Source organism: Rhodanobacter sp. C06, from assembly GCF_002001105.1.
Lineage (GTDB): Bacteria > Pseudomonadota > Gammaproteobacteria > Xanthomonadales > Rhodanobacteraceae > Rhodanobacter_A.
Genome location: NZ_MUNP01000050.1, coordinates 42130 through 53857, shown reverse-complemented (window position 1 = coordinate 53857; position 11728 = coordinate 42130). Strand labels below are relative to the sequence as shown.

At 67.9% G+C, this 11728-nt stretch carries 12 protein-coding genes; 10 read left to right on the top strand and 2 right to left on the bottom strand.

What is annotated here, in order from left to right; translation table 11 throughout:
- Positions 1 to 54 precede the first annotated feature (54 nt).
- Positions 55 to 882: a hypothetical protein gene (locus B0E52_RS10955; protein ID WP_139351646.1), complete on the top strand. Its 828-nt coding sequence runs from the start codon at positions 55 to 57 to the stop codon at positions 880 to 882.
- Positions 883 to 1132: 250 nt separating this feature from the next.
- Here the strand turns inward: B0E52_RS10955 and B0E52_RS10950 are convergent, their stop codons facing one another.
- Both B0E52_RS10950 and B0E52_RS10945 read right to left on the bottom strand, forming a co-directional pair.
- Entirely contained in the window at positions 1133 to 1525 is a 393-nt protein-coding gene (locus tag B0E52_RS10950) for an MAPEG family protein (RefSeq protein WP_077483868.1), read from the bottom strand.
- A gap of 102 nt (positions 1526 to 1627) precedes the next feature.
- The gene (locus B0E52_RS10945; RefSeq protein ID WP_077483867.1) at positions 1628 to 2563 is read right to left on the bottom strand and encodes an alpha/beta hydrolase; all 936 of its coding nucleotides are present in this window, start codon (positions 2561 to 2563) and stop codon (positions 1628 to 1630) included.
- 305 nt (positions 2564 to 2868) lie between these two features.
- Here B0E52_RS10945 and B0E52_RS10940 point away from each other — a divergent pair, with 305 nt between their 5' ends.
- From B0E52_RS10940 to cycA, 9 genes are all read left to right on the top strand, one after another.
- A complete protein-coding gene (locus B0E52_RS10940; protein WP_139351649.1) occupies positions 2869 to 3801 on the top strand; it encodes a fatty acid desaturase in 933 nt (310 codons plus the stop codon).
- A 1-nt stretch (position 3802) separates the two neighbouring features.
- On the top strand, positions 3803 to 5092 hold the full coding sequence (locus tag B0E52_RS10935) for an FAD-dependent oxidoreductase (protein ID WP_077483865.1): 1290 nt from the start codon (positions 3803 to 3805) through the stop codon (positions 5090 to 5092).
- Entirely contained in the window at positions 5089 to 5853 is a 765-nt protein-coding gene (locus B0E52_RS10930; protein WP_077483864.1) for a DUF1365 domain-containing protein, read from the top strand. The genes B0E52_RS10935 and B0E52_RS10930 overlap by 4 nt, the downstream gene beginning before the upstream one ends.
- Before the next feature lie 8 nt (positions 5854 to 5861).
- On the top strand, positions 5862 to 7136 hold the full coding sequence (locus B0E52_RS10925) for a cyclopropane-fatty-acyl-phospholipid synthase family protein (protein WP_077483863.1): 1275 nt from the start codon (positions 5862 to 5864) through the stop codon (positions 7134 to 7136).
- The gene (locus B0E52_RS10920) at positions 7133 to 7666 is read left to right on the top strand and encodes a DUF2878 domain-containing protein (protein WP_077483862.1); all 534 of its coding nucleotides are present in this window, start codon (positions 7133 to 7135) and stop codon (positions 7664 to 7666) included. Before B0E52_RS10925 ends, B0E52_RS10920 begins: the two co-directional genes overlap by 4 nt.
- Positions 7663 to 8460: a DUF1295 domain-containing protein gene (locus B0E52_RS10915; protein ID WP_077483861.1), complete on the top strand. Its 798-nt coding sequence runs from the start codon at positions 7663 to 7665 to the stop codon at positions 8458 to 8460. Before B0E52_RS10920 ends, B0E52_RS10915 begins: the two co-directional genes overlap by 4 nt.
- Positions 8457 to 9536 carry a class I SAM-dependent methyltransferase gene (locus B0E52_RS10910; protein WP_077483860.1) on the top strand — a complete coding sequence of 360 codons (1080 nt, stop codon included), beginning with the start codon at positions 8457 to 8459 and terminating at the stop codon, positions 9534 to 9536. Before B0E52_RS10915 ends, B0E52_RS10910 begins: the two co-directional genes overlap by 4 nt.
- 47 nt (positions 9537 to 9583) lie before the next feature.
- Complete coding sequence (locus B0E52_RS10905; RefSeq protein WP_077483922.1) at positions 9584 to 10102, top strand: lipocalin family protein; 519 nt, start codon at positions 9584 to 9586, stop codon at positions 10100 to 10102.
- Positions 10103 to 10307: 205 nt separating this feature from the next.
- Entirely contained in the window at positions 10308 to 11702 is a 1395-nt protein-coding gene (gene cycA, locus B0E52_RS10900; RefSeq protein ID WP_077483859.1) for a D-serine/D-alanine/glycine transporter, read from the top strand.
- Positions 11703 to 11728: the final 26 nt, after the last annotated feature.

Below are 11728 nucleotides of genomic sequence, written 5' to 3'. Positions count from 1 at the left end.
GGATCCCTGTAGGAGGGCACCATGAAACCCACGAAGCGTTCACTCCTGAAGCTCTTGCCGGCGGCCTTGCTTGCGGCGCTGTTTGCCGTCGGCGGCGCCAACGCCCAATCGCTACGACCCAACCAGACCGAGGGGTTTGCGCACGGCAAGCTGGTCAAGTTCACCTACCAGCAGAACTTTGCCTGTGTCGATCAGCCCGGCGATGATCTCGACTACAACGGCGTATTGGCGCAATCGGACCCGGGCGAATTCCAGACACCGATCTGCCAGGCCGGCACCCAGCCCACGATCGATCCGACCGGCGAAAACGCGAAGAGAACGGCCATTCTTTACGTGCTGGTGCCGATGTTCTCGCTGGACAAGGACCAGAACCCCAACGACGCCATCCCGTGCCCGACCGGGGTCAGGGCCGCCACGCTGTGCGGGCCCGCCCTCGGCAAGGTGCTGATCCAGCTGTTCGGAGCGGTGCCGGAGGCCTACAAGATCAAGCCGCTGGTGTTCACCGACTGTCCCGGGCCGGGCTCGATGCCGGGGACCTGCACGATGCACGCCTCCGCGGTCGACCTCGGCAAGGTGCTGGTCGCGCTCGGGAAGCTGCCGGCACCGGCGACGAATGTGTTCCTGCCCACGCCGAACCACAGCCACGTGATCGCCAATGCGCTCGCAAACACGGAAAAGGCGATCTGGTGGGAAGTGGAGCCGGTGCTGGTCACCGACCCGGCCGATTGGCCAGACCAGAGTGGCGGCTTCGGCATCACCTCGGTGGCGAAACTGCGCAAGGCCGAGAGGCAGGGTCAGGCCATCGAGGTGCCTTCCAACTTCTACCTGTTCTTCAGCTCGAAGCCGATGCAAGGCATGCAGGGCATGCGTGATCCGGATTGACCGGAACGCCGCGCTTCGCCTGCATGGAGCGAAGCCGGCCTTACCGCATTGCCATGAGGCAGTGAACAGGGGGTGGCCTGATGCCGGTCTGCGAAAAAGCAGGACAAGTTTCGCGGCGGTAGGCGACGACGCAACGCCACCGCCGCGCTTTTTCGCGAGCAGCAGCATGGAAAAGTTCGCAGGTCATTCCTGCCGCAGGCCGCACATCGCGCAGCCCGGTCCATGGCTCGCCATCCCGTCCTCCGACAAGCTAGCGCAGCAACGCTTCCAGCATCTGCAGGATCCCCCACAGGCTGGCGATCCAGATAGCCGTACGCAGATAGGGAATGCCGAGGACATAGACCGGCAGGTACGCCACGCGTGCCCAGAAATAGATCTGCGCACCGGTCGCGGTTTGCGCGCCGGCTTTGTGCATCGCCACCACCGCCAAGGTGGCGGCGGCGAAGAACGCAAAGGTTTCGAGGAAATTGCGGTTGGCGCGGTCCGCGCGGGCGGCGTACTTGGCTAGCGGGTCCGCCTCGCCGTCGCGGTTGCCCGCATTCCACCGCAAGCCGCGTTGCCAGGTGCCGAAGGCCGCCGCCACCAGTACATACACCAGACCAAGCACGACCGACCAGCCCAGCATTTGCAGCTCAACGCTCATATCGACACCTCCGATGGGTTGGGCACCCGCAAGTGTCCTTGCGCGGCCAGACCGAAACGCACGCAAAGCCCATGAACCAGGTTTCCGGGCGTTTCCACGAATTCACTGCGAAGGCCTTGCGGATACCACCCGGTCGCAGGCGTCAGCTCCCTTCGCCACGCTCCCGGAAACCTCCGAACCCGCTTGATGATCCGCTTCGTGTTCATGAATGAAGCGCAGAGTGGCATCCAGGGCCGTCGAACTGTTGCGTAGCGGATGGGAAAACGACAACAGCAAGCGGACATGGCCCATGCCAGGATAAAGATGCACCTCGACCGGTTCGCCGTGCGCGCGCATTCGGCTCGCCAGCGCACACGCATTCTTCGGCGCCACATAGCGGTCCGTCATCCCCTGCAAAAGCAGCATCGGCGGCTCGTCGCCATCGACAAAGTTGACGGGTTGCGAGCGCGCCTGCGCTTGTGGCGAAGCACCGAACATGCCGACGTAGGCTGGCTCGGTCAGCGGCAGGAAATCATACGGGCCAGCCAACCCGATGAATCCGGCCAGCCGATCGGGACGCAGGCCGACACTTTCCAACCAGTGCCCGTCGGTGGCGAGCAGCGCGGCGATATGCGCCCCCGCCGAATGCCCCATCAGGAACAGCGCTCGCGGATCACCGCCATGGTCGGCGGCATGGGCATGCACCCACGCCACGGCATGGCTCGCATCGGACATGAAACCCGCCATGCGCACCTGCGGATACTTGCGGTAATCGGGAATCGCCACCACCAACCCGTGCCGCGCCAACGCCTCGCCCATCCAGCGGTACCACTGGCGTTCGCCGTCCTGCCAGCTGCCACCATGAAAAAACACCACGACCGGCAGATCGTGCGCGCCGCGCGGCGCATAGATGTCCAATGCCAGATGGAGCTCGGGATCAAACACGATGTCCGGTTGCACGCTGAGCCCGCTGTCACCGGTCGTGGCATTGAGGGCGTGAAACAGGCTCGCCTGGCAGCCGCTCAACAGCAAGGTCTGCAGCAAGGCCAACAGCGTCATCGCGCAACGTCGTAGCGAACGTGCCCCTGCCGAAATGCCCATGAGTCCCGCCTGGCCGAAGAAGACAGGATAGGTACGCGGCAGGCTGCCCACTGGATGCACCGCGATCCGGCTGAACCCGCCGACCGCGGGATGGATTCGGCCGCCACGCCGGGGCCAGCCGTGCCATCGTATGCATCCAAGGCGCCATTTCGTTCGTACCTGTCATTGAATCGTCGACAGGCACCTTAATGACACGCTCGCGCCTCCCGCTGAATCCCTCGTCCCCACCGACCGCCCATCCTGCGGCCGGCGACACCGTCGTCATGCAGTCGCGCCGGCCGCGACTGCTGCGCGAAGTGCGCCACTGGATCGACAGCACCCCCGACGGGGCACTCGACGAGTCCCGTGCCGACCGTATCGACTGGGTCCGCGGCGCACCGTTCGTTGCGTTGCACCTGGCTTGCCTCGGCGTGATCTGGGTGGGAGTGTCTCCCATTGCGTTGGCCGTGGCCGCCGCGCTGTACGCAGTGCGCATGTTCGCGCTGACCGGTTTCTACCATCGCTACTTCTCGCACCGCACCTTCCGCACGTCGCGCACGGTGCAGTTCGTGTTCGCGCTGATCGGCGCCGCCTGCGTGCAGCGCGGCCCGCTGTGGTGGGCGGCGCATCACCGCAACCATCATCGCCACGCCGACACCGTGCTCGATCCGCATTCCCCGGGCGTGCACGGCTTCCTGTGGAGCCACATGGGCTGGTTCCTCACGCCGCGCGCGTTCCGCACCGAGCTGGAACGGGTGCCGGACCTGGCGAAATATCCCGAACTGCGCTGGCTGGACCGCTACGACATCGCCGTGCCGGTGCTGCTGGCGGTGGCTCTGTATCTACTCGGCGTGCTGCTGCATCATGCCGCGCCGCAGCTGCACACCGGCGGCGGGCAAATGCTGGTGTGGGGCTTCTTCGTCTCCACCGTGGTGCTGTTCCACGCCACCGTGACGATCAACTCGCTGGCGCACCGCTACGGCTCGCGTCGCTACGGCACCCGCGATGACAGCCGCAACAACGTTTGGCTGGCCTTGCTCACGTTCGGCGAAGGCTGGCACAACAACCACCACTTCTTTCCCGGCAGCGCACGGCAGGGTTTTCGCTGGTGGGAGGTCGACCTGACCTGGTACGGCCTCAGGCTGATGGCGTTGCTGGGGCTGGTGCAGGACCTGAAACCGGTGCCCGCCTGGGTGCTCGCCAAGGCGGAGCGCTGACATGCGCATCGCCGTGGTCGGATCGGGCATCGCGGGGCTGGCCTCGGCCTGGCTGCTGTCGCGCGGCCACGAGGTGACGCTGTACGAGGCGAACGACTACCTCGGTGGCCACACGCACACGCACGCGATCGAGCTCGCCGGCCGGCAGTACGCGGTGGACACCGGCTTCATCGTGCACAACCCGGTGCATTACCCCTTGCTGACCCAGCTGTTCGACGAGCTGGGCGTGGCCTCGCAGCCCACCACGATGAGCTTCTCGGTGCACAACGCCGCCAGCGGACTGGAATACAACGCCGCCTCGCTGGACAGCTTGTTCTGCCAGCGCCGCAACCTGCTGTCGCCGCGCTTCCTCGGCATGGTGCGCGACCTGTTCCGCTTCTACCGCGAGGCGCCGGCCCTGCTCGACGGGCCGCGCAACGGCCCCGCGCTGGGCGACTGGCTGGCGGAACACCGCTACGGCACCGCCTTCCGCGACGAACACCTGGTGCCGATGGCTTCGGCGCTGTGGTCGGCGCCGCCCGCGCAGATCCTGGCGTTCCCCGCGCGCTACCTGGTGCAGTTCATGGCGAACCACCAGATGCTGCAGGTGGCCGGCCGGCCCGAATGGCGCGTGGTGCGCGGCGGTTCGGCCAGCTACGTGCACGCGTTGCGCCACCGCTGGAATGTGCACGAACGCCTGAACAGCCCGGTGCGTGCGATCCGCCGCGACGGGCTCGGCGCCATCGTGACGAGCGACACCGGCAGCGAGCGCTACGACCAGGTCGTGCTGGCCTGCCACAGCGACCAGGCCCTGGCCCTGCTGGCGGACGCCGGCGAACGCGAACACGCGATCCTCGGCGCGATCCCCTACCAGTCCAACGACGTCGTGCTGCACACCGACGCCACGCTGCTGCCGCGCCGGCGCAAGGCGTGGGCCGCGTGGAACGCCTACCTGCCGCGCGAAGCCGGCGCGCCGTGCACGGTGAGTTATTGCATGAACCTGCTGCAAGGCCTCGACGCGCCCGCGCCGTTCGTGGTCACGCTCAACCGCAGCGAGGCGATAGCCCCGGCCAAGGTGTTGCGGCGCATGCACTACCGCCATCCCGTGTACACGCAGGCCTCGGTGGCCGCGCAGCGGCGCAAGCACGAGATCCAGGGCGTCAACCGCACCTGGTTCGCCGGCGCCTACTGGGGCTGGGGCTTCCACGAGGACGGCATGCGCAGCGCGGTGGAGGTGGCGGCCGCGTTCGACGTGCGCTGGCCGGCATACAAGTCCACCGCCTTGCGGCGCGCCGCCGGAGCGGCCGCATGACCGAGTCGCTGCGCAGCGCGGTGTACGAAGGCGCGGTGTGGCATCGCCGCCGGGCGCCGCATCCGCACGCCTTCTCCTACCGCATGGCGCAGCTTTACCTGGACCTGGACGAGCTGGACCGCGTGTTCGCGGGCCGCTGGCTGTGGTCGAACGGGCGCCGCAACCTCGCCGAGTTCCGCCGCGGCGACTACCTCGGGCCCGCCGAGCTGCCGCTGGCCGAGGCGGTGCGCCAACGCGTGGAGCAGGCCATCGGACGCCGCCCCGGTGGCCCGATCCGCCTGCTCACCCATCTGCGCTATGGCGGCAGTGTCTTCAACCCGGTGAGCTTCTACTACTGCTATGCCGGCGATGGCGAAACGCTGGACTGCATCGTCGCCGAGATCACCAACACGCCGTGGCGCGAGCGCCATGCCTACGTGCTGCCGTGCGAAACCGCGCATGCCCACGGGCGCCTGCTGCGCTGGGACTTCCCGAAGACCTTCCACGTCTCGCCGTTCATGCCGATGGAGCGCCAGTACGAATGGTGCTTCAGCCTGCCGGGCGACGAACTGCAGGTGCAGATGAACGTGCTGCGCGACGGCGAGCGCGAATTCGACGCGCACCTGCGGCTGGAACGCCTGCCGCTCACCGGTGCTTCGTTGGCGCGCGTGCTGTGGCGCTATCCGCTGATGACGACGCAGGTGGTGGGCGCGATCTACTGGAACGCGCTGCGCCTGTGGCTGAAACGCAATCCCTTCCACGACCACCCGCAACTTTCCTGAGGCCTGCCATGAACGCCATCGTCCAACGCGACATCGACACGCCGATCGGCGGCCTCGACCGCTTCCTGCGCGGGCGCCTGCTGCAGCAACTGGCCGGCTTCGGCCACGGCCGGCTGACCTTGCGCGATGCGCTGGGCACAGTGGCGATCGGCACACCGGCCGGGGAAGCGACGGATCTGGCCGTGGAGATCGAGGTGCTCGACCCGGCCTTCTATCGCGCCGTCGCCGCCAACGGCAGCGTGGGCGCCGGCGAGTCCTGGATGGACGGCCAGTGGCACTGCAACGACCTGGTCGGCCTGATCCGCCTGCTGCTGCGCAACCGCGACCTGCTCGACGGCATGGAAACCGGCCTGGCGCGGCTCGGCGGCATGGCGATGCGCGCGGTGCATGCCTGCCGGCGCAATACCCGCCACGGCAGCCGGCGCAACATCGCCGCGCACTACGACCTCGGCAACGATTTCTTCCGGCTGTTCCTGTCGGGCGACCTGATGTACTCCTCGGCGTACTGGTGCGGCGCGGACGACACGCTGGAGGCCGCCTCCACCCGCAAGCTCGACCTGATCTGCCGCAAGCTCGCGCTCAAGCCGGGCGATCGCGTGGTGGAGATCGGCACCGGCTGGGGCGGCTTCGCGCTGCATGCGGCGCGGCACTACGGCTGCCACGTCACCACCACCACGATCTCGCGGGAGCAGCACGCGCTGGCGCGCGAGCGCGTGGCCGCCGCGGGCCTGGGCGAGCGCGTCCACGTGCTGCTGCAGGACTACCGCGACCTGGACGGCCAGTTCGACAAGCTGGTATCGATCGAGATGGTCGAGGCGATCGGCGCCGAATTCCTGGACGCGTATTTCCACCAGCTCGGCCGCCTGCTCAAGCCCGACGGCCTGGCCCTGCTGCAGGCGATCACCATCGAGGACCACCGCTACGCGCAGGCGCTCAAGTCGGTGGACTTCATCAAGCGCCACGTGTTTCCCGGCAGCTTCATTCCCTCGCTCGGCGCGCTGCTGGCGGCCAAGGCCCGCAGCAGCGACCTCGGCCTGATCGCGCAGGAGGATTTCGGCGACTCCTACGCGCGCACGCTGCACGCCTGGCGCGAACGCTTCATGGCGCGGCTGCCGGAGGTGCGCGCGCAAGGTTTCGACGAGCGCTTCATCCGCATGTGGGAGTTCTACCTCGCGTACTGCGAGGGCGGCTTCCGCGAACGCTCGATCGGCGTGTCGCACCTGCTGATGGCGCGCCCACGCTGGCAGCGCAGCAGTACCGCGACCGAGCGCGGCGCGGCATGAATTTCTGGCTCACCCTGATCGCCTACGAAGCGGTGTGGTTCGCCGCCGTGATCGGCGCGGGCCACGGGCACTGGTGGCCGGGCGTGGTCGGCACGCTGGCCTTCGCCGCCTGGCGCTTGGCGGCATCGGCGCATCGCGGCGTGGAACTGCGGCTGGTCGCCATGGCCTTGCTGCTGGGCCTGGTCCTGGAAGGCGTGTGGGTGCGCGCCGGACTGGTGGGCTACGCGTCGCCGTGGCCGCTGGCCGAGGCGCCGGCCTGGCTGATGGCCTTGTGGGTGGCCTTTGCGCTGACCATCGTGCCCTTGTTCGCCTACCTGCACGCACGGCCCGTGCTGGCCGCGCTGTTCGGTGCGATCGGCGGCCCGCTGGCCTACCTCGGTGCCGCGCGCGGCTGGCACGCGGTGCTGCTGCCCACGCCGGCATGGCCGACGCTGCTGGCCTTGGCGGCGGGCTGGGCCATCGCGCTGCCCCTGCTCACCAGCTTGGCGCGGCGCTGGTTGCAAGCCGACTCCGTACGGAGCACGCCATGAACGCGTGGCTGGCCTTGCTGCTGGTATGGGTGCTGGCGGCAACGGTGATGGCACTGGGCTGGCGCTGGCAGCGACGACGCGCCAACACGGGCATCGTCGACGTGCTGTGGGCCGCCGGGCTGGGCGGCGCGGCGGTGCTGCTGGCCTTGCTTGGCTCCGGGGCGCCGGCGCCGCGCGTATCGCTCGCGCTGCTGGGCGGACTGTGGGGCTGGCGGCTGGCGTGGCATTTGTGGCGCCGCGTGCGGCACGAGGCGGAGGACGGCCGTTATCGCGCCTTGCGCGAGCGCTGGCAGGGCGACCAGCGCAAGCTGTTCGCGTTCTTCCAGTTCCAGGCGCTGCTGGTTCCGCTGTTCGCGCTGCCGTTCGTGGTGGTGGCGGCCAACGCGAGGACCGCGCCCGCGTGGCTGGCCCTGGGCGCCGCGACCTGGCTGCTCGGGGTGCTCGGCGAGGCGATCGCCGACGCGCAGCTCGCGCGGTTCCGCGCCGATCCGCGGCATCGCGGCCGCAGCTGCCGCGCCGGGCTGTGGCGCTGTTCGCGCCACCCCAACTACTTCTTCGAATGGCTGCACTGGTTCGCCTACGTGGCGCTCGCGGCCGGTTCACCGTTGGCGTGGCTGGCGTGGAGCGGACCGCTGCTGATGTACCTGTTCCTGCGCTACATCAGCGGCATTCCGTTCACCGAGGCACAAGCGCTGCGCACGCGCGGCGAGGATTACCGCGCCTACCAGCGCAGCACGCCAATGCTGTTTCCGTGGTTTCCCAAGCGTTCCCGCGACCCGAGGATGGAAGAATGACTACCGTTGCCCTGGACACCGTCGAACTTTCCGCGGGCCGCGCCGCACCCGGCGTGCTCGGCCTGGCCGAGCGCGGCCTGTTGCCCGATGCGTTGCTGCGCCTCGGCATCCGCCGGATGTGCGCCGCGCGCCTGCGCGCGGAACAGGCCGGCGGTCTCGCCGCGCAGGCCGCGCGCCAGTCGCGGCTGATCGACCTGCTTCGGCACAGCCCGGTGGCGATCGAGACGGCGGCCGCGAATGCGCAGCACTACGAACTGCCACCGGCGTTCTTCGAACATTGCCTCGGTCCGCGCCTGAAGTATTCGGGCTGCTACTACCCGCGCGGCGACGAGACGCTGGCCGAGGCGGAAGACGCGATGCTGGCGCTGTACGGCGAGCGCGCGGAGCTGGCCGACGGCCAGCGCATCCTCGAACTCGGCTGTGGCTGGGGTTCACTCACGCTCTGGATGGCCTCGCGCTATCCGAACGCGCGCATCACCGCGGTCTCCAACTCACACGGCCAGCGCCGCCACATCGAGGCGCAATGCCGGTTGCGCGGCCTGGGCAACGTGTCGGTGATGACCCAGGACGTGAACACGCTGGCGATGGCGGCGAGCCAGTTCGACCGCTGCGTGTCGATCGAGATGTTCGAGCACATGCGCAACTACCAGGTGCTGATGCAGCGCATCGCCGGCTGGCTGGCGCCCGAAGGCAAGCTGTTCGTGCACATCTTCGCGCACCGCACCCTGGCGTATCCGTTCGAGACCGCGGGCGCGGACAACTGGATGGGCCGCCACTTCTTCACCGGCGGCCTGATGCCGGCGGCGGACACCTTGCTGCACTTCCAGCAGGCACTGCAGATCGAGCAGCGCTGGCTGATCGACGGCACGCATTACCAAAAGAGCGCGAACCACTGGCTGCAGCGACAGGACGGCCAGCGCGACGCCGTGATGGCGGTGCTCAAGGAAGCTTACGGCGAACACGCCGCGCTGTGGTTCCAGCGCTGGCGCATGTTCTGGATGTCCTGCGCCGAATTGTTCGGCTACGCCGATGGCCAGGAGTGGATGGTGGCGCACTACCGCTTCGCGCGCCCGTGATTCCCGCCGACCGCAACCGCCCGGAAGTTTCCGCGGCGCGCACCTGCATGCGATATGCGTTGATCGCGGCGTTGCTGCTCGGCGCCGGTGCGGCCTGCGCCGGCGAGCTGCCGCCGATCAAGCCGGTGACGAAGGTGGATCTGCCGCGCTTCATGGGCCCGTGGTATTTGATCGCCACCATTCCCACCGTGTTCGAGAAGCATGCGTTCAACGCGGTGGAGACGTACACGCTGCAACCGGACGGGAACGTCCGCACCACCTTCCGCTTCAACAACGGCGCCATCGACGGCCCGGTCAAGCACATCCAATCGACCGGCTACGTGCATGCCGGCAGCGGCAACGCCGTGTGGGGCGTGAAACTGTTCTGGGGCTTCAAGGCGCAATACATCGTGGCCTGGCTGAAACCGGATTACAGCGAAATGATCGTGGCCCGCGACAAGCGCGATTACACATGGGTGTTCGCGCGCACGCCGAGTGTGTCGCCGGCCGACTACGCGTCACTGGTTGGGCGGGTCAAGGCGCTCGGCTACGACGTGTCGAAGCTGTACAAGGTGCCGCATCAGTAGCCCCTGGCCGGGCCGAACCCGTGACACGGGTGCATGGCGTCGACGATCCGCACGGACGTTGGCGTGAGTCGGCGACGGCTGGGACAGCGGGGCGGACGCGTGGAAACGGCAGACGCCAATCCGCGGCCGTACGTGACTTTGTGTCCTTCCCAAGAGTCGGGTGTTTCTTCTATCGTGGCGGCCCGTCCACGACCTCGGCGCCCGCATGACCGTCTCCTCGGAGCAACCGGATCACCTGAGGCGCAGCCTCTCCAACCGCCACTTGCAATTGATCGCGCTGGGCGGCGCCATCGGCACCGGCCTGTTCATGGGCTCGGGCAAGACGATCAGCCTGGCCGGGCCGTCGATCCTCTTGGTGTACCTCATCATCGGCGTGATGCTGTTCTTCGTGATGCGCGCGATGGGCGAGCTGCTGCTGTCGAACCTGGAATACAAGTCGTTCATCGACTTCTCCACCGACCTGCTGGGGCCGTGGGCCGGCTTCTTCTGCGGCTGGACGTACTGGTTCTGCTGGATCGTCACCGCGATCGCCGAGGTGATCGCGATCGCCGCCTACGTGCAGTTCTGGCTGCCGCACCTCGCACCGTGGATACCGGCGCTGCTGTGCGTGCTGCTGCTGCTCAGCCTGAACCTGGCGACGGTGCGGATGTTCGGCGAGCTGGAGTTCTGGTTCGCGCTGATCAAGATCGTGGCGATCATCGCGCTGGTCGTGGTCGGCTTCGCGCTGGTGGCGTGGGGCTTTCACTCGCCGGCGGGGAACAAGGCTTCGCTGGCCAACCTGTGGAACGACGGCGGCTTCTTCCCGCACGGGTTGAGCGGTTTCTTCGCCGGCTTCCAGATCGCGGTGTTCGCCTTCGTCGGCATCGAGCTGGTCGGCACCACCGCGGCCGAAACGACCGACCCGCGGCGCAACCTGCCGAAGGCGATCAACTCGATCCCGGTGCGCATCATCATTTTCTACGTGCTGGCGCTGGCGGCGATCATGGCGGTGACACCGTGGCGACTGGTCGAGGCGGACAAGAGCCCGTTCGTGGAGCTGTTCGTGCTCGCCGGCATCCCCGCCGCGGCCAGCCTGATCAATTTCGTGGTGCTGACCTCGGCCACGTCTTCGGCCAACAGCGGCATCTTCTCCACCAGCCGCATGCTGTACGGCCTGGCCGGCGAGAACCACGCGCCGAAGGCGTTCGCGCGCCTGTCCAAGGCGGCGGTGCCCTCGCTGGGCCTGCTGTTCTCCTGCTTCTGCCTGCTGCTGGGCGCGGCGCTGATCTACCTGGTGCCCAACCTGATGACCGCGTTCACCCTGGTCACCACGCTGTCCGCCGTGCTGTTCATGTTCGTGTGGTCGCTGATCCTGTGCGCGTACATGGCCTACCGTCGCAAACGCCCGCAGCAGCACGCGGACTCGGCGTACAAGATGCCGGGCGGCGTGTTCATGTGCTGGGTCTGCCTGGCGTTCTTCGCGTTCGTGCTGGTGCTGCTGTGCCTGCAGTCCGACACCCGCGCCGCCCTGCTGGCCAGCCCGGTGTGGTTCGTGCTGCTGGGGATCGGCTATGCGTGGAAGCGCCGGCGCGCCGGCAAGCCCACGCTCGACGGGAAGTGAGCGCGCGCCACGAAGCGTGGTCGCAA

Coding starts and splice junctions, on each gene's coding strand:
- B0E52_RS10950 (WP_077483868.1), bottom strand. CDS start 1,525: ATGAGCGTTGAGCTGCAAATGCTGGGCTGGTCGGTCGTGCTTGGTCTG.
- B0E52_RS10945 (WP_077483867.1), bottom strand. CDS start 2,563: ATGACGCTGTTGGCCTTGCTGCAGACCTTGCTGTTGAGCGGCTGCCAG.
- B0E52_RS10940 (WP_139351649.1), top strand. CDS start 2,869: ATGCAGTCGCGCCGGCCGCGACTGCTGCGCGAAGTGCGCCACTGGATC.
- B0E52_RS10935 (WP_077483865.1), top strand. CDS start 3,803: ATGCGCATCGCCGTGGTCGGATCGGGCATCGCGGGGCTGGCCTCGGCC.
- B0E52_RS10930 (WP_077483864.1), top strand. CDS start 5,089: ATGACCGAGTCGCTGCGCAGCGCGGTGTACGAAGGCGCGGTGTGGCAT.
- B0E52_RS10925 (WP_077483863.1), top strand. CDS start 5,862: ATGAACGCCATCGTCCAACGCGACATCGACACGCCGATCGGCGGCCTC.
- B0E52_RS10920 (WP_077483862.1), top strand. CDS start 7,133: ATGAATTTCTGGCTCACCCTGATCGCCTACGAAGCGGTGTGGTTCGCC.
- B0E52_RS10915 (WP_077483861.1), top strand. CDS start 7,663: ATGAACGCGTGGCTGGCCTTGCTGCTGGTATGGGTGCTGGCGGCAACG.
- B0E52_RS10910 (WP_077483860.1), top strand. CDS start 8,457: ATGACTACCGTTGCCCTGGACACCGTCGAACTTTCCGCGGGCCGCGCC.
- B0E52_RS10905 (WP_077483922.1), top strand. CDS start 9,584: ATGCGATATGCGTTGATCGCGGCGTTGCTGCTCGGCGCCGGTGCGGCC.
- cycA (WP_077483859.1), top strand. CDS start 10,308: ATGACCGTCTCCTCGGAGCAACCGGATCACCTGAGGCGCAGCCTCTCC.